Below are 20428 nucleotides of genomic sequence, written 5' to 3'. Positions count from 1 at the left end.
CCCAAGGGGGGGAGATGTCCGGCAGGACAGAGGGGGGCGCCGTAGAACTCGGCCATCCACAAGTTGCAATTTGAATTTGAAAGCAAGCACCGGAGTGAGGACCAGCCGGCATGGGGCTAGGGTTCAGACACACAGAAGGAGTGAAGGCAATGAACCACATGCAAACCCATGGGACGGCGGCCACCAGCGCCGCCCTCGAGACCATCACCTACGCCATCGGCCAGTCCGCGCTTGGAAACATCCTCGTGGCGCGCAGCCATCTCGGCATCTGCGCCATGCTGATCGGCTCCGACGCCGAAACATTGGAACAGGATCTCGCCAACCGCTTCCCCGGCAGCGTCCTGATCGAGGACGAAGCCGGCCTGCGCGACGATCTCGCGGCGATCGCGCGCTTCATTGAAACGCCCGGCGCCGGTCTCGACCTGCCGCTAGACACGCGCCACGGCACGCCCTTCCAGCAGCGCGTGTGGGAGGCGCTGCGCACCATACCGTGCGGCGTCACGGTCACCTACACCGCCCTTGCCCGGCGCCTCGGCATGCCGGACGGTGCCCGTGCCGTGGCGACGGCCTGCGCCGCCAACGCCATCGCGTTCGGCATTCCCTGCCACCGCGTGCTGCGCGCCGACGGCTCGCTGTCCGGCTACCGCTGGGGCATCGAGCGCAAGCGCGCCTTGCTGGAAAGGGAGGCGGCGATATGAACGCCGACGCCAGGGTTGCCGCATCGCTGGTCGAAGCCGCGCGGACACGCATCGCCACTTACGACTGGTCGGCGCTCACCGCCGAACTTGACGGCTTCGGCTGCGCGGTGATGGAAAAGCTGCTCTCGCCTGAAGAGTGCCGGCAGATCGCCGGCCTCCACACGGACGAAAAACATTTCCGCAGTCACATCCACATGGCCAGGCACGGTTTCGGCAAGGGCGAATACCGCTATTTCCGCTATCCCCTGCCCGACCTCGTCGGCGGCCTGCGCGGCGCGCTCTATCCCAGGCTGGCCGAGATCGCCAACCGGTGGAACGAGCGCATGGGGATCGCCATGCGCTACCCTGCCACGCATGGCGCGTTTCTCGACCAGTGCCGTGCCGCCGGCCAGGTCAGGCCGACGCCGCTGTTGCTGCAATATATGCCTGGCGACTTCAACTGCCTCCACCAGGACCTTTATGGCGACCTCGCCTTCCCGCTGCAGGTGGCGATCCTGCTTTCAGAGCCCGGCGAGGATTTCACCGGCGGCGAATTCGCGCTGACCGAACAGCGGCCGCGCATGCAGAGCCGGGTCGAGGTGGTGCCCTTGCGCCAGGGCGATGCGGTGGCCTTCGCCGTCCACAACCGGCCGGTGCAGGGCACGAAAGGCAACTACCGCGTCAATCTGCGCCACGGCGTCAGCCGCCTGCGCTCGGGCATGCGCCACACGGTGGGCATCATTTTTCACGATGCAAAGTGAGCGTCATGGAGCATGAAGCGCTTCATTCCGCGTCCGCGGCCACCATCTCCAGGATCCAGGGACACGCATAATAGTCGGCAATGCTTTTGATCACGCCGCCTTCGGCATGGATCCGCACCAGATAATCCTGCCGCCAGACCTCGCCATGCAGCCGGTCGACGACCAGCACGAACTCCCCTTCGACCGCGCCTGGGATCGCGTCCGGCCGCATGCGCCAGGGCGGGCCGCGCTCGTATTCGACGAAGTAGGGCGAAGCCGAGAGCAAGCCATTGTAGCAGTCCGAGACCCGCAGCCGCGCATCGGCGCTGGTCAGTGCCCGCACGCCGTCCCAATCCCTGGCATTGAAGAGTTCGACATAACGGCCAAGCAGCTGCACCAGTTCGGGGTCGTGTGCCGGCGCCGCGACCGGTTGCGCCGGCAAGGCGGCGAGCTTGGCGCGGCCGCGGTTGAGCGCCGACTTCACCCCGCCCGATGTCGAGCCGACGAGGTCGGCGATTTCTTCCAGCGAGTGGTCGAAGACGTCCTTGAGCAGCACGCAGGCGCGCTCCTTGGGCGGCAGGTGCACGACCAGCCGCTCGATGGCGCGGCCGGCGCCAAGACCAGCGGGCTCGACAGGCAGCACGATGTCGTCGGCCGCATAGCCGGCTTCGGCCTTGAGCCGCGCGCGGCGGCTCCTGATGAAATCGATGCACCTGTTATGGGCGATGCGGAACAGCCACGGCCGCAGCGCCTGCGCATCGTCGAGCAGCTCGATCTTGCGATAGGCCTCGAACAGCGCCTCCTGCATGATGTCCTCGCCGTCGAGAGCCGAACCGGTCATGCGCGCGCAGTAGCGGTGCAGACGGACACGCAAATGCGAGACCGTCTCCAGGAACGCCCTGTAGCGCATGTCGAACAGGCCTTCGGGCTCAAGGCGCGGCGCAATGCCTTGCGCCGTCTGATCGGATTTGCGGATCTGCTGGTTCATCGCGGCACGTCGCTCAGCGTCACTCCAGCATCGCGCAAGTGCCGGACATTCACAAGCACGACGCTCGACCCGGGCAGATGGTCCACGGTCAGGCCGCCCTGTTGTCGGCAACTTTATCAGCGGCATCCGGCAGTCCCAGCTTTGGCCGCACCCAGGCGGCGAAGCGGCCGATCGCGTCGTCGGCCTCCGGCGCCCGCCCGGCCATCATCTGGAAAGAATGCAGCATGCCGTCAAAGACGTCGAGACGCGTCTCGACGCCGGCCTGCCGCGCACGCTCGGCGAACATGCGGCTTTCGTCGACCAGCGTCTCGTCGGCGCCGGCCTGCAGGAAGACGGGCGGAAAGCCGGAGAGGTCGGCATAAAGCGGGCTGACTTCCGGATCGCGCCGGTCGGCATCGCCGATGAAATTGGCCGCCAGCCAATCGACGGCTCCCCTGGCGAAGGCCGGGTCCTTTTCGCGGTTGGTCTCGTAGCTGGCGGCGGTCATCGCCATGTCGAACCAGCCGGAGATGATCAGCGTGGCGACGGGCAACGGCCGCCCCTGCGCACGCAGCCGCTGCAAGACGCCATAGGTCAGCACCGCGCCGCAGGAATCGCCGGCGATCACGATCCGCCCGGGGTCGAAGCCCTGGTCGACAAGCCAGTTCCAGGCTGCCATCGCGGCCTCGAGCTGGGCCGGGTGCTTGGCCTGATGCGCCAGTGGATAGTTGTAGACCAGCGCCCGGCAGCCGACGGCCTTGGCAAGATGCCCGACCAGCTTGCGATGCGTGTAGATCGAGCCGCCGATGAAGCCGCCGCCATGCGCATAAAACAGCACCCGCTCGTCGTCGGCGCCCTTGGGCACGACCCACATCGCCGGCACGCCGCCGGCATCGACCTCGATATAGTCGACGCCGCGCGGCTCGCCCGTCAGCGCCGTCCAGTGGACATCGTTGTGGTCGATGATCGCCTGCGGGCTGGTCAGTTTGCCCGCATTGGCCGCGATCGCCGCGTAATGGTTCCTGTTCGCCTCGCTCTCGATGCTTGCCATGATGGTCTCCTCGATCCGCCGATCGCGTGTCTCGCGATGGTCCGAAGCTTGAGACGGACGGGCCGACAAAAAGGATACGGACGGGATGCGTTTATCTCCGGGCATGGCTGACGGCCGCTTGCCAGCAACAGCATGCGAAAGGCGAAGACAGGCCGGCAAGGGACTCTGCCCGCACCATATTTCGGCCAGGTCAGCCAGCCGCCGCGTAGCGGTTGACCACCATGCCGCAGGCATAGGCCTTCGAGCCGAGCAGACGCAGCTTGTGAAAGCCGCCCTGGTCGAAGATACGGCGGCCGGCGCCCAGCACGGCCGGATTGACGAACAGCTGGAACTCGTCGACCAGCCCGGCCGCGATCAGCGCCGAGGCGAAACCGGCGCCGCCGAAGACGGCCATGTCGCCGCCCTCGCCCGCCTTCAGCGCGTTGACCTCGCGCGCAAGGACGCCGCTCACCACCGTGGTGCGTTCCCAGCGCGAGGCCTCGAGCCTGTCGCTCGGCACCACCTTGCGCGCTTCGACGATGCGCTGGGCGAAGGCATAGAACGGATCGGCCGGATATTTCCGCGCCGCCTTGCCCCAATGGGTGAGATAGCCCTCCTCGGCCATCTTGCTGCTCAAGAGGATGGTGTCGATGCCGGCGAACACGGCGTTGAAATCCCGTTTCAGCTCGGCGTCCCAGCCATTGTCGTCGCCCCACTCCCAGAGCTGCCACGGATGATCGGCCTCGGCGCCGACAAAACCGTCGACCGACATCTGCATCTGAAGGATGAGCTTTTTCATTGATTGTCCTCCTCGGATCGCGCAGTAAATGCTTTACTTTCGGAACCATTTGACGCATGCGAACAATGATGTCAATAGTAAATTGATTTAAAAATGGAACCATATAAATGTCGACCCGCGAAAGATCCGGCTGCCCGATCAACCTGTCGCTGGAACTGCTCGGCGATCGCTGGACGCTGCTCATCATCCGCGACCTGGTCTTCGCCGGCAAAAAGCATTTTCGCGAGTTCCTGCAATCCGATGAAGGCATCTCTTCGCGCACGCTGGCCGAGCGGCTGCAGACGCTGCAGGACGAAGGCATCCTCACCCGCAGCGACGACCCGAGCCACGGGCTGAAGGCGATCTACCGGCTGACCGAGGCCGGCATCGACTTGCTTCCGGTGCTGGCCACGCTGGGCGCCTGGGGCAGCAAGCACCGCAAGTCCGACGACAAGCTGGCCCGCATCGCAAACGAACTGGCGGCTGGCGGCGAACCGGCGCTGGAACGGATGAAAGCGGCGCTGCGGGCGGAGCATCTTGTGTAGGCAAGGGCGACTGGACCGAAGCAGCAGGATTCCGCAACGTCGGCGCCGCCCGCAAGTCCCGCTGCAAAGCACCGGCCACGGGCATGCCACGGCTCACATTGACAGAGATCCCTTTTTGTTCTCTATTCGTTCCGATCTATCAGCAATCGCGGATGAGCGGAACGGGATGGAAACGACGGCAACCATCCTGCATGCCGATCTCGACGCCTTCTATGCCTCGGTCGAGCAATTGCTCGACCCGACGCTGCGCGGCAAGCCGATCGCGGTCGGCGGCGGCGTGGTGCTCGCGGCCTCGTATGAGGCGCGTGTCTTCGGCGTGCGCGGCGGCATGCCGGGCCGCAAGGCGCGTGAGCTTTGCCCGCAATTGATCTTCGTCGGCGGCAATTTCGGCCACTACCAGCGGCTGGGTGACGCGGCGATCAAGGTCCTCGACGATTTCACGCCGGTGGTCGAGCGCATCTCCATCGACGAGGCCTTCGCCGATGTCGCCGGCTGCACGCATCTGTTCGGCTCACCCCGGGAGATCGCCACGGCGATCCGGGGCCGTGTGCGGGCAGAACTCGGCCTGCCGATCTCGATCGGTGTCGCGCGCACCAAGCATCTGGCCAAGATCGCCTCGCAGGTCGCCAAGCCCGACGGGCTGGTGGTGGTCGACCCCGGCACCGAGCTTGCCTTCCTGCAGGATCTGCCGGTCTCGCTGATGTGGGGCGTCGGCCCGGCCACCAGGGCGCGGTTGACCGAGATCGGCGTCGAGACCATCGGCGAGTTGGCCCGGACCCACAGCGGCGCCCTGGCCCGGCTGCTTGGCCCCGCCGCCGGCGAAAAGCTCGCGGCGCTGGCGTGGAACCGCGATCCGCGCAAGCTGGAGACGAAGCGCCGGGCGCACTCGGCCGGCGCGCAGTCGGCGCTCGGGATGAAACCCGCCGTGGCGCGCGTCATCGTGCCGACATTGCTGCATCTGGCCGACCGCGTCGCCAGCCGGCTGCGCGCCAAGAACCGCCCCGGCCGCACGGTGACGGTGCGCGTGCGCTTTGCCGATCTCCGCGCCATCACGCGTTCGATCACGCTGGAGCAGCCGATCTCGGCGACCGCCATGCTGGCCGAGATCGCGGGAGATCTGGTGCGCGGCGTCCTCGCCGACCACCCACGGGAGAAAACCATCTCGCTGCTGGCGATCTCGGTCTCGCACCTGGAGGAGAGTGCCGAGCTGCAACTCGACCTGCCGCTCGGCCTCGCCGACGAGAAGCGCCGCCCCGGCAGCCAGAAAGGCCTCGCCCGCTTCGGCGCCGACCGCGCCATCGACAAGATCCGCCAGCGCTTCGGCAAGCAGGCTGTCGGCTACGGCACGGTGGCGCTGGAGGCGGCCCGCTCGGTGCCCGACGAATTCAGGGAATTGGCGCAAAAGGAACTGTGAGCGGAGGAGCCCTCCCCGGCGCTCACGCCTTGCGGATCAACGTCCCGGACCAGGCGGCGCCGCGGTCACGGCGGACAGTGGCTCGCGCTTCACCAGCTCCGGCTTTTGATAGGTCTTCCTCACCGCAATTCCCCACGCCCAAGCGTCTGGCGGCAACCAACATCCGGCAGGCAAGGCTTATCAAGAAGAGGCGAAATTAGGTAGCGGGTCAGTTTGCAGATCGCGAACATGGTTGCAATGATAGAGGCGAAGGGAGCGGAGACGCCGACGGTCCGAGATCTTACAAAAGAGAGTTGCCGTGTGACCATCCTTGACAAGGCAAGGCAATGGGCAAGGGCCATCAAGCGCGATGTGATGGCCTTGTGGCTGGCCGCCCGCGATCCGCGCGTTCCGTGGTACGCCAAGGTTGCCGCCGGCATGGTCGCCGCCTACGCGCTCAGTCCTATCGATCTGATACCCGATTTCATCCCTGTACTCGGATATCTGGACGACCTGATCATCGTACCGCTCGGCGTCCTGCTTGCGGTGAAGCTGATCCCCGCCGATCTGATGGCCGAGTTTCGCGCGGACGCCATTCGCCGATCCAAACCGACCAGCCGTGGCGGTCTCGTATTCATCGTTGGAATTTGGATTCTGATGGCCGCCGCGTTCATCTGGTTATTCTGGCCAGATTGCTCGGCCTAGATTTCAGGCCCGGCGTTTATCATCGCCGAGCAGACCACAAATCATGTTTGTGGCTGTCGAAAAGCCCCTGCCCACGTCAAGGCCGCGCGGTACCGAAAATCCGGTCCCAGAATATCGACGTCACGCCGAAATTGGCGCTCTCGTCGACATGATGGTGCACCGCGTGACGACGCTTCAGCGTATAGAGATAGCTCGGATGCGCCGGATGCCAGTGATGGATCATGTGGTGGACGCTGATGTACCAGAGATAGCCCAGCATCAGCCCGCAGCTCACCGCGCTCGCGGTCACGAAGCCGGACACCATCCAGACAGGCAGGAACGCCACCAGCGCATGCACGCCGAGACTGAGCCAGGTGGGCGTGCCCACCGGACTGCGCTCCTCGACATGGTGACGGTCGTGCAGGTCCCGTATCCAGGGAATGTGGTGCAGCACGAACCTGTGCAGGACGTATTCGATCAGCGTCCACAGGCCGAGACAGATCAGAACGGTGCCGATCCAGTCCGGCGCGCCCTCTTCTCCGGCCTCTATCAGCCCGGCCACCCCCAACACGGCGATCACCAGGGGATAGACCACGAAGTCGCTATAGTAGCCGATCAGACCCAGCTGCATTCGGACGCCTCACCTGACTTTCGACGCCGCCCCAAAAACGGTGCTATCAGATTGCCGGACTCGCGCATGAGGTGCAATGCGCATGCGCCTGACATAGCGTCGCAATTCCCAGGTGCAAGACCGGATGCGGAATCGGTCGACTTCGCACCACAACCGCGAACGGACATGCAAACATGGCAAAACGCAGCGCGGGCCTGCTGATCTATCGCCGCGGCGGCGGTGACATCCAGGTGCTGCTGGTGCATCCCGGCGGCCCGTTCTGGGCGAAGAAGGACGATGGCGCCTGGTCGATCCCCAAGGGCCTCGTCGACGATGACGAGGACGAGCTGGCGGCGGCACGGCGCGAGACAAGCGAGGAGATTGGCATCACCATGGACGGCCCCTTCACGCGCCTTGGTGACTACAAGCAGCCGGGCGGCAAGATCGTCATCGCCTGGTCCGTCGAGGCCGACATCGAGATCGATGCGGCCGCGATCAAGAGCAACACTTTTACGATGGAATGGCCGCCGCGCTCCGGGTCGATGAAAGAATTTCCGGAAGTCGACAGAGCCGGCTGGTTCAGCTTGGCCGAGGCCGAGGTGAAGATTTTGCAGGGGCAACGCCCGATGCTATCGGATTTGGTGGAGCGACTGGACAGGACAACGAAGTAACCGGCAAGGCGCTTTAGCGGCTGGTGGACCAGTAACGATGAACCCTGACGCCGCTAGGGCTGCCACCATGCCAGGGCTCGCAGGCAATACCGTCATGGTCGGCATCGTGGGTCGGCCAATAGCCGGGTTCGCCCCTTCGAGCGGGGGCGAGGCCGACCAATCGGGCGGCGGTGCAGTTCGGAAACGCGGCAAGGTGCCTTAGCACCGAAAAAGGTGTGTCGAACCGGATGCCGACGAAGCCATAAACGATGTAACCCGAAAGCAGAATGAACGGCGCAAACAGAGCCACCCATCTCAGCCTGCCAAGACGGCGACGAGGTGACGGCCAGCGTAACAACGGCAGGAGCATCCCCGCCAGCTCCGGTTAAAGTGCCCGAATCAACCTAACGTCGCCCCAGCGCCGTGACAATGGCGTCCACCTCACCCAAACCGCGCCGCCGTCCACGCCCCGCCGGCCGCGTTCGACTCGACCGCCGCCGCCACGAACTTCACGCCGCGCGCGCCGTCGACCACGTCGGGCACCTGCGCCGCTCGCGCGGGATCGACCGTGCCGCCAGAGCGATGGGCGCGGATGATGTCGGCGGCGTCGCGGTAGAAATTGGCGAAGGCCTCGATATAGCCCTCCGGATGCGCCGCCGGCATGCGCGAGACGCGGCGGGCTTCCGCCGTCGAACCATGGCCGCCGCGCACCAGCGTGCGGGTTTCCTCGCCATAGACGGAAAAACGCAATTCCTCCGGCCGCGCGCCCGACCATTCGAGCCCGGCCTTGTCGCCATAGATGCGCACGGAGAGATCGTTGTAGTGGCCGGGCGAAGTCTGGCTGGCGAGGATGGTGCCGCGCGCGCCGTCGGTCCAGCGCACCAGCACATGGGCATTGTCGTCGAGCCGCCGTCCGGGCACGGCGGTGAACAAATCGGCCGAGACCGACTCGGCCTCGCGGCCGGAAATGAAGCTTGCCAGGTTGAAGGCATGCACGCCGATATCGGCCAGCACCGCCGACTGCCCCGCCCGCGCCGGATCGGTGCGCCACTCCGCCTGCTTCTGGCCGTCGGCGTCGATCGGCCTGGTCAGCCAGTCCTGGATATAGGCGCCATGCACCGACACGATCCGCCCAAGCTCGCCCGCCATCACCATCTCGCGCGCCTGGCGCACCATGGCGTAGCCGGTGTTGTTGAGCGTGACGACGAAGCGGCGGTTTTTCGCGCGCGCCAGCGTCACCAGCGCTTGCGCGTCGGCCAGCGTCGTCGACAGCGGCTTGTCGCAGATCACGTCGATGCCGGCTTCGAGAAAAGCGGTGGCGATCGGCGCGTGCAGATGGTTGGGCGTGACGATGACGACCGCCTCGATGCCGTCGAGCCTAGCAGCCTCCGCCTTGGCCATGGCGCGATAATCGGCATAGCTGCGCTCGGGCGCGATGCCGATTTCGGCGGCCGAGGCGGCGGCATTGTCTGGATCGGACGACAGCGCGCCGGCGACCAGCGCGATCTGGTCGTCGAGCCGCATGGCCAGCCGATGCACCGCGCCGATGAAAGCGTTGCGCCCGCCGCCGACCATACCGACCCGCAAGCGCCTGCCGGCTGCTCCATCCGATGTTGCGTAGACCATGGTTTCTCCTCCTGACTGTCCCTATCGCGTCGTCATCCCATGGCGAAGCAAGGAGCGACGCGGCGAAGACCCCTGGGATGACGAAACCGCCGAGCCCTCGCCTCCCCACCTTCGAACAGGATTTCCAAAATCCATATTGTAAAACGATCGTATCGCGCTAGCCTGAATTCATGAGCGGGGCGAGAAAACCATCCGGACGATCCAGTGCCGACGAGGCGGCGACGCGCAAGCGCGGGCGTTCGCTGGCGGCCCTGGGCTATATACAACCGCAGACCTATGAGGAACTGCGTGCGGTGCTGTCGTCCGGCACGGTGCATTTCCCCAAGCGCCTGCGCCAGGTGGCGATCTTCCTGTGGCAGCATCCGAGCGAAGTCGCGCTCGGCACCATCGCCCAGGTGGCGTCGCAGGCCGGCGTGCAGCCCTCGACGCTGGTGCGCTTCGCGCAGATCTTCGGCTATTCCGGCTTTTCCGATTTTCAGGGCCTGTTCAAGGACCACGTCAAGGGATCCTGGCCGGAAGGCCGTGGCGAGCCGCGCGCCGAGGCCGAGCCCAACGCCGCCTTGCATTTCCTGCACGGCATGGTCGGCGCCTCGCAGGCCTCGCTCGGCCGCATCGAGGCCGGCTTCGATGTCGAAAGCTTCGAGAAGATGGTGACGCTGCTGGCCGGAGCGGACCTGATCTATGTCATCGGCTCCAAGCGCGCCTTCCCCGTCACCACCTATCTCTCGCTGACGCTTTCGCAGCAGGGCGTGCGCAACGTGCTGGTCGACAATGTCGGCTCGACCGCGCTCGACCAGGTCGGCTGCATCGGCGCGCGCGACGCCGTGCTGGCAGTGTCCTTCAGCCCCTACAATTCGATCACGCCCGATCTGGTCGCGGTGGCGCATGAGCGCAAGGCCCGCATCGTCACCATCACCGACTCGACCTTTTCGCCGCTGATCCGGCTGTCGGACAGCTGGCTGGAAGTGGTGGAATCCGACTTCGCCGGTTTCCGCTCGCTGGCCGCCTCGCTGGCCGTCGGCATGGCACTGGTCCAAGGGGTGGCGGCAAAGCGCGCGAAATGAGGGGGAATGGGGCGGGTTACTCCGGAAAGTCAGCGCTGCCCCTCACCTGCCTGCCGGCATCCTCTCCCCGTATAGTGACGGGGAGAGGGACGCTGTGTCAGGCGATTTCGCCATTTTTTCACGCTGCAAGAAAGGCGCCGGCGTTGCGACCAGCCCCTTCTCCCCGTCACTATACGGGGAGAAGTGCCCGGCAGGGCGATGAGGGGCAGCGCCAACCATGGCAATTGTCGCCACAGGCACAATTGACTGCCGGGAAATCCTGTTCCATATTTCAAAAAATAGAAACTTTGTTCCGGGAGGAGGAATGGAGCTTCATCTCCAAGGCAAGATCGTGCTGGTCACCGGCTCGACGCAAGGCATCGGCCGGGCGACCGCCGAGGCGCTGGCGCGTGCCGGCGCCGGTGGCCTGCTGATCACCGGCCGCGACAGCAAGCGCGGCGATGCAGTGGCGGCGGAGCTTTCGCAATTGGGCACGCCGACAATCTTCGTCGCCGCCGACCTTGGAGACCCGCAAACCCCAGCCTTGTTGGCGCGGGCCTGCATAGACCGCTTCGGCCGTATCGACGGCCTGGTCAACGCCGCCGGCCTGACCGACCGCGCCTCCTTCCTCGACGCGACGCTGGACGACTGGGCGGCGCTGTTCGCCGTCAACGCGCGCGCACCGTTTTTCCTGATGCAGGCCGCGATCGCCGACATGAAGAAACGCGGCCAGGGCGGTGCCATCGTCAACATCCTGTCGATCAACGCTCATTGCGGCTCGCCGGAACTCGCCGTCTATTCCGCCACCAAGGGCGCGCTGGCGACGCTGACCAAGAATGCCGCCAACGCCCACCGCTTCGACCGCATCCGCGTCAACGGCATCAATGTCGGCTGGACCGACACGCCGGCCGAACGGGTGATGCAGGCCGACACGCTGGGCAACGGCCCGGGCTGGCTGGATGCCGCCAACGCCGCGCAGCCCTTTGGCCGGCTGCTCAGACCGGACGATATCGCCAACCTCGCCGTCTTCCTGCTTTCCGACGCGGCCGGGCCGATGACCGGCGCGGTGATCGACCAGGAGCAGGCGGTGATCGGGGCGAACCGGTGAGCGCCATCGAAACGCTTGGGCCTGGCCTGCTGGAGCGGCTTCCCGCCGCCGTGCAAAAGCCGACCTATGACCGCGCATCACTGTCACCCGGCATGGCCCATCTCGGCGTCGGCGCCTTCCACCGCTGCCACCAGGCCGAATACACCGACGACCTGCTCTCGCTGAAATTCGATCGCTGGGGCATCGTCGGCATCAACATCCGCCCGCCCGCGCTCGCCGATACGCTTGGCCGCCAGAGCGGGCTCTACACAAGGCTGATCCGCGACAACGACCATGTCGAGGCGCGCGTCATCGGCTCCATCGTGAAAGTGGCCGACAGCCTGGAAAGCCCCGATCCGGCGCTCGCCGTGCTCGCCTCGCCCGACATCGACCTGGTGACGATGACGGTGACGGAAAAAGGCTATTGCCACATCCCGTCGACCGGCGCGCTCGATCTCGATCATCCCGACATCGTCCACGACCTCGCCAACCCGCAGGCGCCGCGCAGCGTGCCCGGCATTCTCGTTCGGACGCTTGAACTGCGCCGGTCAACGCATGGCCGAAAGCTGACGCTGCTCTCCTGCGACAACATCCCGGCCAATGGCGTCATCCTGGAAAATGTCGTGCGGAGCTTTGCCGAAAAGCGCGGCGATGGCCTGGCCGACTGGATCGCGGCCAATGCCGCCTTCCCCTCGGCCATGGTCGATCGCATCGCGCCGGCGGTGACCCGGCAGGACCTCGACAGCGTCGAACAGCGCTATGGCTATCGCGATGGCGCCGTCGCCGTCGGCGAACCCTTCCGGCAATGGGTGATCGAACGGAAATTCGCCGGCCGCGTGCCGCGCTGGGACCTGGCCGGCGCGACCTTCGTCGACGACGTCACGCCGTTCGAGCATCTCAAGATGCGGGTCCTGAACGGCGCCCAGACGACACTCGCCACGCTGGGCGTGCTGGCGGGGCTCGAACACACATCGGACGCCATCGCCGATCCGCTGCTTTCGGTCTTCGTCAGGCGCATGCTGGTCGAGGAGACACTGCCGACGCTGACGCCGGTGCCGGGCGTGGAGCCGCATGCCTATATCGAGCAGAGCCTTGGCCGGTTGAAGAACACCGCGATCCGCCACCGCAACCACCAGATCGCCACCGATGGATCGCAGAAGATCGTCCAGCGCCTGCTCAACCCGATCCGCGACCGGCTGAAGCAAGGCGCCGGCATCGGCCTTCTGTCGGTGCCGGCGGCCGGCTGGATGGCCTATCTCATCCTGGCCTCGGCGCGCTTCGGCAAACGCTGGACGGTATCCGACCCCTATGCCGGCAAGGTCGCCGCGATCGCCGACGCGGCGGGCCGTGATGCGCCGATGCTGGCTTCCGCCGTCCTGGCCATAGACACGATTTTCGATCCCGGCCTTGCCGCTGACGAGACGTTTCGCGAGGCGGTGACTTCGGCACTTGGAGAGCTGCTTTCGGGCGATCCGATGGCGGCCGTCCGTCGCAGTCTTCAACAAGATGAGGTCGCGAGGTTGAAGCGATCCAAACAATCGGCATTATAGGCACTGGCTTTAGGGGAGGCATGATGAAACTTGGTGTGCTCACGGCACCATTCGCGGACACGCCGCTTGGCGATGTCGCCGGCTGGGCAAGCTCTGTCGGCTTCGAGGCGCTGGAGATCGCCTGCTGGCCCAAAACCTCCGGCGCCACCCGCCGCTATGCCGGCACCAGCCATATCGATGCAGATGGCACCTCGGCCTCGCAGGCGAAGGAGATAGTCGCCTCGCTGTCGGAAAAGAACATCTCCATTTCCGGCCTCGGCTACTACCCCAACCCGCTGCATCCCGATGCCGCGCACCGCGAGGCGGTCATCGGCCACCTGAAGAAGGTGATCGTGCTCGCCGCCAATATGGGCGTGCCGGTCGTCAACACCTTCTGCGGCGGCGATGCCTCGAAAACCGTCGACGTCAACTGGCAGGACGCGCTGAAGATCTGGCCCGAGATCGTCGCCCATGCGCGCGGCCATGGCGTCAAACTCGCCTTCGAGAACTGCCCGATGATCTTCAGTTATGACGAATGGCCGGGCGGGCACAACATCGCCTATTCACCGCAGGTATGGCGCCGCATCCTGGAGAGCTGGGGCGGCGATGTCGGCATGAATTTCGACCCCTCGCACCTGGTCTGGCAGATGATCGACCAGGGCCGATTCATCCGGGAATTCGGCCCCTATATGCTGCATGTCCATGCCAAGGACCTGATGATTGATCATGATGGTTTGTACGAGCGCGGAATCCTTTCGGCCGGCATAGGCTGGCAAGTGCCGCGCATGCCGGGGCTGGGCGATGTCGACTGGAGCGGCTTCTTCTCCGGCCTCTACCGCGCCGGCTATGACGGCTCCGTCATTATCGAACACGAAGACAGACGATTTGAAGGCAGCGACGAGCAGGTGAAGCGGGGGTTTCTGCTCGCCCGCGACGTGCTGCGTCCTTTCGTCAAATGACGGCAAGCCGGGCCACTTGACTCTGTTTTTGAGTGGCGCGGCTTAACGGGTTGGAACTGAACTGAAAAACAATGTGGAGGAAGTCTGACATGAAGAAGATACTGACCATGGTTCCGCTGCTTGCGGGCGCCGCCCTGCTGGCCTCGATGGGCGTGTCATTGGCCGAAGGCAAATACACGATCGGCATTTCCAACACCGTGCAGGGCAATGGCTGGCGCGAGGAAATGGTCTGCGCCATGAAGGCGCAGGCGCTGGCGTCGGGCGAAGTCACCAAGCTCAACATCGCCCACCGCAACACAGATGCGGCCGGCCAGCTCGAGGACATCCGCAACCTGATCAGCGCCAAGGTCAACGCCATCGTCGTCAACCCGGCCGATCCGGCCGGCATCAAGGCGGGCCTGGAAGAAGCCACCAAGGCCGGCATTGTCGTCGTCGCCGTCGACCAGGCGGTCACCGAGCCATCGGCCTACATCATCTCCAACAACCAGGAACAATACGCCTATCTCGGCGCCAAATGGCTGTTCCAGCAGATGGGCGGCAAGGGCGAGGTGTTCTACATGCGCGGTGCCGCCGGCGCGTCGGCCGACAGCGATCGCGACAAAGGCTTCAAGAAGGCGCTGGCCGAATTCCCGGACGTCAAGGTCGCGCAGGAAGTCTTCACCGGCTGGCAGCAGGACCAGGCCAAGCAGCAGATGCTGTCGTTCCTGGCCACCGGCACGCCGTTCAACGGCGTCTGGACCTCGGGCATCGACAACGTCATCGTCGACGCGCTGGTCGAATCGCAGGCGCCGCTGGTGCCGGTGGTCGGCGCCGACAATGCCGGCTTCGTCGGCCAGTTGGGCTCGGTCAAGGGCCTTGTGGGTGCTGCGGTGACCAACCCCGGCTCGATCGGCGGTGCCGGTGTGACGCTGGCGCTGCAGATCCTCGACGGCAAGAAGCCGGCCCAGCAGACCGTGCTGGTCGACCCGCAACTCTGGGACAACGCCACCGACGAAGGCAAGGCCAAGCTGAAGGCCGCCGCCGATCCGTCGCTCAGCCCCGAATGGCCGGTCTCGATCTCGATCCCGGACTGGACGACCTACACCAAGGAGCAGATCGTCGCCTGCAAGGGGCCGGGGGAGTAAGGCTGGGCTCCCGCTGACCATCATCCGTCGGCGCTGCCCCTCACTGTCCTGCCGGACATCTCTCCCCGTGAACGGGGAGAGAGAAGCTGGCCGCAACGCCGGCGACAAGCCCCCCTCTCCCCGTCTCTATACGGGGAGAGGATGCCGGCAGGCAGGTGAGGGGCGGCGCCGACATTTCTAATTATTCGACCTCATAAATCGAGAACCGAACAATTTGACCACCAGCCCCCTCCTCGACGCCTCCGGCGTTGCCAAGAACTACGGCGCGGTCGCCGCCCTGCGGGACGCCTCGCTCTCCGTTCTGCCGGGCGAGGTGCATGCGCTGATGGGCGCTAATGGCGCCGGCAAGTCGACGCTGGTGAAGATCCTGACCGGGGCCATATCAGCCAACGCCGGCCACATCCTGATCCGGGGCGAAGCCCGCGACATCCGCTCGCCCGCCGCCGCCCGCCGCGCCGGGCTGCTGCCGGTCTACCAGGAGCCGTCGCTGATCCCGGATCTCGACGTGCTGTCCAATCTCAGGCTCACCGGCACGCCGGTCGAGCCGTTCCGCGCCTGGGTGCGCGAGCTCGGCATATCAGACCTCGACCTGCGCGACACCGCGCGCGACATTCCGCTCGCCGTATTGCGCGTGCTTGACCTTGCCCGCGCGCTCGCCGTCGAGCCCGACGTGCTGCTGCTCGACGAGATGACGGCGGCGCTGCCAGCCAACCTTGCCGAAAAGGTGCTGGAAGTGGTGCGCCGCCAGGGTGACGCCGGCCGCGCCGTGATCTTCATCTCGCACCGCTTCGTCGAGATAGCGGCGCTCTGCGACCGCGCCACCGTGCTGCGCGACGGCGCGACCGTGGGCGTCGTCGACATCGAACCCGGTGTCGAGGAAAAGATCGTCGAGCTGATGCTCGGCACCCGCATCGTCAAGACCCATGTCGCCGCCCGCAGCGCCGCGGACAAGGCCCGCCCCGCTGCCCGACCGCGCATCACCGTGAAAAACCTGCGCGTCGGCACCAAGCTCAGCGATGTCTCCTTCGATCTCGCCGACGGCGAGGTCGCTGGCGTCGTGGCGCTCGAAGGCCAGGGCCAGGATGAATTGTTCGCCGCCCTTGCCGGCTCGATCAAGCCATCGGGCGGCACGATCGAGGTCGACGGCAGCCCAGTGAAATTCACCCACCCGATCGACGCCATCCGCTCAGGCATCGCCTATGTGCCGGGCGACCGGTCCGAGGCGCTCGCCATGCAGCGCTCGGTGCGCGAGAACATCGCGCTCCCCTTCAGCGCCGCCCTGCGCAACTGGGGGCCTATCCATATGCGCAAGGAGCGCGCCACGGTGGCAAGCGCCATCCAGCGCCTGCAGATCGACACCCGCGCGCAAGGCGAGGTGCAGCGCCTGTCCGGCGGCAACCAGCAGAAGGTGACCATCGCCCGCTGGATCGCGGCGGACGCCCGCACCATCCTGTGCTTCGACCCGACGCGCGGCATCGATGTCGGCACCAAGCAGGAGATCTATCATCTGATGCGCGAGCTCGCCGGCAACGGCAAGTCGGTCCTGTTCTACACCTCGGAGCTCGAAGAGGTGCAGCGCGTCTGCGACCGCGTCATCGTCATCTTCGGCGGCCGTCTCGTCGACATCTTTCCGGTCGAGGAGGCCGACGAGCCGGCGCTGATGCGCGCCGCCTACGGCCTGCCGCGCGGCGCCAAGGCCGATATCGGCATATTGGCCGATCCCCAATCGCCGTCTTCGGGGACGACGCCATGAACCATTTCCTGCGCCGCCAGGGCTGGGTAACAGGCCTGTTCGCCCTGCTCATCGTCCTGTTCATCGCCACCAAGATCATCCAGCCTGGCTATGGCAGCGGCGATTTCGGCTCGCTGGCGCGGGCCGTCCTGCCCTACGCCTTCGCCGTCGCCGCGCAGACCGTGGTGGTCATCGCCGGCGGCATCGACCTTTCGGTCGCCGCCATGATGGCGCTGACCAGCGTCACCGCCGCCTCGATGATGGCCGGCGCCTCGGAGCAATACGCGCTGTTCGTGGTGCCTTTCGTGCTGGCCATGGGTTTTATCCTGGGCGCGCTCAACGGCCTGCTCATCGTCGTCACCCGCGTGCCCGACATTGTCGTCACGCTCGCCATGCTGTTCGTGCTTCAAGGGGCGGCCCTGCTGGTGCTCGGCGCGCCTGGCGGCGGTGCCGCCGAATGGCTGAAGGCGCTGATCTCGGGCACCGTACCGATCCCCGGCCTGCCCGACGCCATCGACGCCTGGCTGCCCAAGGCGCTGCTGGTGCTGATCGTCTGCCTCTGCGTGATCTGGATCCCGCTCAGGCGCTCGCGCCTCGGCCTCTCCATCTATGCCATTGGCTCCAGCGAGTTGGCGGCGTTCCGCTCAGGCGTGCCTGTCGCCCGCACGAGGGTCATCGCCTACGCGCTGTCCGGGCTGTTCGCGGCCATGGGCGGGCTGGCGCTGACCATGAGCACCGGCATCGGCGCGCCCATCCCCGGCCCCTATCTCTTGGCCAGCGTCGCCGCCGTGGTGCTGGGCGGCGTGGCGCTCGGCGGCGGCAAGGGCGGCCTCCTCGGCCCCATCGTCGCCGTCTTCGTGCTGCGCCTGGTGCGCACCGATCTCACCTTGCTCGCCATCGACCCCAACGTCACCGCCATTATCGAAGGCGCCATCATGGTGGCGGTCGTGATGTTTGGGGCGTTTATTACCATGCGGGGGCGGCAATGATGAGGGAGAGTAGTGCTCTACGGCGCCCCCCTCTGTCCTGCCGGACATCTCCCCCTCTAGGGGGGAGATTGGCAGCTTTGGCGCCGCGCTCATTCTTGCGACGGCGGAGATTGGCGAAAGCCGCGACAACAGCCAATCTCCCCACTAGAGGGGGAGATGGCCGGCAGGCCAGAGGGGGGCGCCGTAGAGCGCTACCCTCCCAGAACATCGGGCAAACCCCATGAGCAGCACCGCGATCACCCCCTCGCCCCTCCCCTTCGGCCGCCGCATAAAGCGCTTCATGGCCGACCGGCCACTCATCCCGCTGATCATCCTGCTGGTCATCCTGGTGGTCATCCTGCAGATCCTGCGCCCCGGCATCGTCAACGAGCGCTGGATCGCCAACACCATCAAATTCGCCATTCCGCTGGCGATCCTCGCCGGCTGCCAGACCATGACCATGCTGACCGGCGGCATCGACCTGTCGGTCGGCACGGTGGCGACGATGAGCGCCTTCATCATGGCGACGCAGATCGTCAACCAGGACCCGGCCGTGGCGTTCCTGTTGGCGATGATGCCGGCGGTGCTGATCGGCCTCGTCAACGGCATCGGCGTCGGCGTCTTCCGCGTCCATCCGCTGATCATGACGCTGGGCACCAGCCTGATCGGCACCGGATGCCTGCAGGTCTACCAGCGCACGGTGATCGCGTCGGGCGCCAAGATCCCCGATTTCCTCGCCTGGCTGGGCACGGGTGTCACCCCCATACTTGGCTTTGCCTTGCCCAACGCCTTGCTGTTGTTCGTGCCGCTGGCGGCGCTGATCGTCTTCACGCTCGCCCGCACCGGCTTCGGCCGCCTGCTCTACGCCGTCGGCGACAATGAGCGCGCCACCCGCCTGTCGGGCGTGCAATACTGGCAGGTCATCACGGCGCTCTACGTCACCTCCAGCCTGCTCGCCGGCATCACCGGCCTGCTCTATATCGGACTGATCAAGGCGCCGTCGCTGTCGCTCGCCGAGCCCCTGGTCCTGCCCTCGGTGGCGGCGGCCGTCATCGGCGGCACCTCCATCTTCGGCGGCCGCGGCGGCTACACCGGCACCATCATCGGCGCGCTGATCCTGACCGTGCTGACGACGCTGCTGACCATCCTGCAAATGCCGGAAGGCGCGAGAAGGATCTTGTTCGGGTTGATCGTGCTGTTCGTCACGGCGGCGTATCTGCGCATTGTCGAGGACAAATAGGCCGGGACTGTTGACGGGCGGCCGACAAGGGAGACGACACCATGGAAAAGATCATCCTGGATTGCGATCCCGGGCACGACGACGCCATCGCCATCCTGCTCGCGGCCGGCAATCCGAATATCGATCTTCTCGGCATCACCACGGTGTCCGGCAACCACAATGTCGAGAACACCACGCGCAATGCGCTGGCCGTGTGCACCGCCTATGGCATCAAGGTGCCGGTGGCGAAGGGCTCTCCCGGCCCGCTCATCGGCGGCCAGGTCCTGGCCGTCGAAATCCATGGCGATACCGGGCTCGACGGTCCCGTCCTGCCGCCCGCCTCGTTCGAACTCGACACGCGGCATGCCGTCGACTTCATCATCGACACCGTCATGGCGCATGAGCCGAAAACTGTCACGCTGGTGCCGGTGGGTCCCTACACCAACATCGCGCTCGCCATTCGCAAGGATCCGCGCATCGTCGAGCGGGTGAAGCGGGTGGTCGCGATGGGCGGAGCCTATAACAGGGGCAACATCACGCCGGCGGCCGAGTTCAACGTCTATGCCGACCCGGAGGCCGCCGATGTGGTGTTCCGCGCCGGTTGGGACGTCACCATGGTGGGGCTCGACCTCACGCACCAGGCCTTGGCCACCAAGGCGCTGCAGGACCGGGTGCGCGCCGTCGGCGGCCCGATCGCCAAGTTCATCCTCGACATCTGGGAGTTCATAGCGACCACGCATGGCGGCCTGCTGCAGATCGAGTATCCCGCCGTCCATGACGCATGCTGCGTCGCGGCCATGATCGACGGGAGCGTCTTCACCACCGAGAAGGCCGATATCCGCGTCGAGATCGCCGGCCGCTGGACCAAGGGCATGACGGTCTGCAATTTCGAGAAGATGGGCGGCATGCACCATTTCGGCGGCACGGCGAGCGAGCAGGTCGACTTCCGCCACACCGTGGCGATGGAGCTCGACCATCCGAAATTCTGCGACCTGATTGTGGATGCGCTGGAGCGGTTGACCCGCGCCAAGGCCTGATGGACGGCCCGTTGCTCGCACGAGCCGGGT

21 protein-coding genes are annotated in these 20428 nt (G+C 65.9%); 15 read left to right on the top strand and 6 right to left on the bottom strand.

Features of this window, described 5'->3' with window-relative positions; translation table 11 throughout:
- Positions 1-149 precede the first annotated feature (149 nt).
- Both LB569_RS19315 and LB569_RS19310 read left to right on the top strand, forming a co-directional pair.
- The gene (locus tag LB569_RS19315) at positions 150-698 is read left to right on the top strand and encodes a methylated-DNA--[protein]-cysteine S-methyltransferase (protein ID WP_224693695.1); all 549 of its coding nucleotides are present in this window, start codon (positions 150-152) and stop codon (positions 696-698) included.
- Positions 695-1438: a 2OG-Fe(II) oxygenase gene (locus LB569_RS19310; protein ID WP_224693694.1), complete on the top strand. Its 744-nt coding sequence runs from the start codon at positions 695-697 to the stop codon at positions 1436-1438. The genes LB569_RS19315 and LB569_RS19310 overlap by 4 nt, the downstream gene beginning before the upstream one ends.
- Before the next feature lie 22 nt (positions 1439-1460).
- On the opposite strand, the gene LB569_RS19305 is transcribed toward LB569_RS19310, so the two are convergent.
- The 3 genes from LB569_RS19305 to LB569_RS19295 form a co-directional block, all read right to left on the bottom strand.
- Positions 1461-2405 carry a sigma-70 family RNA polymerase sigma factor gene (locus LB569_RS19305; RefSeq protein ID WP_224693693.1) on the bottom strand — a complete coding sequence of 315 codons (945 nt, stop codon included), beginning with the start codon at positions 2403-2405 and terminating at the stop codon, positions 1461-1463.
- A gap of 88 nt (positions 2406-2493) precedes the next feature.
- Complete coding sequence (locus tag LB569_RS19300) at positions 2494-3435, bottom strand: alpha/beta hydrolase (protein WP_224693692.1); 942 nt, start codon at positions 3433-3435, stop codon at positions 2494-2496.
- Positions 3436-3625: 190 nt separating this feature from the next.
- On the bottom strand, positions 3626-4213 hold the full coding sequence (locus LB569_RS19295; RefSeq protein WP_224693691.1) for a dihydrofolate reductase family protein: 588 nt from the start codon (positions 4211-4213) through the stop codon (positions 3626-3628).
- 107 nt (positions 4214-4320) lie between these two features.
- Between LB569_RS19295 and LB569_RS19290 the strand changes: the two genes are divergently transcribed.
- From LB569_RS19290 to LB569_RS19280, 3 genes are all read left to right on the top strand, one after another.
- Entirely contained in the window at positions 4321-4737 is a 417-nt protein-coding gene (locus LB569_RS19290; RefSeq protein ID WP_224693690.1) for a winged helix-turn-helix transcriptional regulator, read from the top strand.
- Between the two features lie 166 nt (positions 4738-4903).
- Entirely contained in the window at positions 4904-6151 is a 1248-nt protein-coding gene (gene dinB, locus LB569_RS19285; RefSeq protein ID WP_224693689.1) for a DNA polymerase IV, read from the top strand.
- Between the two features lie 300 nt (positions 6152-6451).
- Positions 6452-6835: a YkvA family protein gene (locus LB569_RS19280; RefSeq protein WP_224693706.1), complete on the top strand. Its 384-nt coding sequence runs from the start codon at positions 6452-6454 to the stop codon at positions 6833-6835.
- Between the two features lie 76 nt (positions 6836-6911).
- Here LB569_RS19280 and LB569_RS19275 read toward each other — a convergent pair whose 3' ends face one another.
- Positions 6912-7445, bottom strand: a complete 534-nt coding sequence (locus tag LB569_RS19275) for a sterol desaturase family protein (RefSeq protein ID WP_224693688.1) — start codon at positions 7443-7445, stop codon at positions 6912-6914.
- A gap of 173 nt (positions 7446-7618) precedes the next feature.
- Here LB569_RS19275 and LB569_RS19270 point away from each other — a divergent pair, with 173 nt between their 5' ends.
- Positions 7619-8095 (top strand): NUDIX domain-containing protein, encoded by a 477-nt coding sequence (locus LB569_RS19270; protein WP_224693687.1) that lies wholly within the window; start codon positions 7619-7621, stop codon positions 8093-8095.
- Positions 8096-8108: 13 nt separating this feature from the next.
- Here LB569_RS19270 and LB569_RS19265 read toward each other — a convergent pair whose 3' ends face one another.
- Together LB569_RS19265 and LB569_RS19260 are read right to left on the bottom strand one after the other, a co-directional pair.
- Positions 8109-8444: an excalibur calcium-binding domain-containing protein gene (locus LB569_RS19265; RefSeq protein ID WP_140708615.1), complete on the bottom strand. Its 336-nt coding sequence runs from the start codon at positions 8442-8444 to the stop codon at positions 8109-8111.
- A gap of 71 nt (positions 8445-8515) precedes the next feature.
- Positions 8516-9700: a Gfo/Idh/MocA family protein gene (locus LB569_RS19260; RefSeq protein WP_224693686.1), complete on the bottom strand. Its 1185-nt coding sequence runs from the start codon at positions 9698-9700 to the stop codon at positions 8516-8518.
- A gap of 170 nt (positions 9701-9870) precedes the next feature.
- Between LB569_RS19260 and LB569_RS19255 the strand changes: the two genes are divergently transcribed.
- The 9 genes from LB569_RS19255 to LB569_RS19215 all read left to right on the top strand — a co-directional run bounded on the left by LB569_RS19255 (position 9871) and on the right by LB569_RS19215 (position 20398).
- On the top strand, positions 9871-10764 hold the full coding sequence (locus LB569_RS19255) for a MurR/RpiR family transcriptional regulator (RefSeq protein ID WP_224542759.1): 894 nt from the start codon (positions 9871-9873) through the stop codon (positions 10762-10764).
- A 304-nt stretch (positions 10765-11068) separates the two neighbouring features.
- Positions 11069-11851 carry an SDR family oxidoreductase gene (locus tag LB569_RS19250; RefSeq protein WP_224693685.1) on the top strand — a complete coding sequence of 261 codons (783 nt, stop codon included), beginning with the start codon at positions 11069-11071 and terminating at the stop codon, positions 11849-11851.
- Entirely contained in the window at positions 11848-13380 is a 1533-nt protein-coding gene (locus LB569_RS19245; RefSeq protein ID WP_224693684.1) for a mannitol dehydrogenase family protein, read from the top strand. The genes LB569_RS19250 and LB569_RS19245 overlap by 4 nt, the downstream gene beginning before the upstream one ends.
- 20 nt (positions 13381-13400) lie before the next feature.
- A complete protein-coding gene (locus LB569_RS19240; RefSeq protein ID WP_224693683.1) occupies positions 13401-14318 on the top strand; it encodes a sugar phosphate isomerase/epimerase family protein in 918 nt (305 codons plus the stop codon).
- A gap of 89 nt (positions 14319-14407) precedes the next feature.
- Positions 14408-15442: an ABC transporter substrate-binding protein gene (locus LB569_RS19235; RefSeq protein ID WP_224693682.1), complete on the top strand. Its 1035-nt coding sequence runs from the start codon at positions 14408-14410 to the stop codon at positions 15440-15442.
- Between the two features lie 214 nt (positions 15443-15656).
- Positions 15657-17195, top strand: coding sequence for a sugar ABC transporter ATP-binding protein (locus tag LB569_RS19230; protein WP_224693681.1), 1539 nt, complete (start codon positions 15657-15659; stop codon positions 17193-17195).
- Positions 17192-18163 (top strand): ABC transporter permease, encoded by a 972-nt coding sequence (locus LB569_RS19225; protein WP_224693680.1) that lies wholly within the window; start codon positions 17192-17194, stop codon positions 18161-18163. Before LB569_RS19230 ends, LB569_RS19225 begins: the two co-directional genes overlap by 4 nt.
- Before the next feature lie 220 nt (positions 18164-18383).
- Complete coding sequence (locus LB569_RS19220) at positions 18384-19382, top strand: ABC transporter permease (protein WP_224693679.1); 999 nt, start codon at positions 18384-18386, stop codon at positions 19380-19382.
- A gap of 41 nt (positions 19383-19423) precedes the next feature.
- Entirely contained in the window at positions 19424-20398 is a 975-nt protein-coding gene (locus LB569_RS19215) for a nucleoside hydrolase (protein WP_224693678.1), read from the top strand.
- The last annotated feature ends 30 nt before the right edge of the window (positions 20399-20428 follow it).

The organism is Mesorhizobium sp. BH1-1-4 (genome assembly GCF_020165665.1).
Classification (GTDB): domain Bacteria; phylum Pseudomonadota; class Alphaproteobacteria; order Rhizobiales; family Rhizobiaceae; genus Mesorhizobium.
Note: the sequence above shows the minus strand (reverse complement) of the source record. Positions and strands in the feature narration are given on the sequence as shown.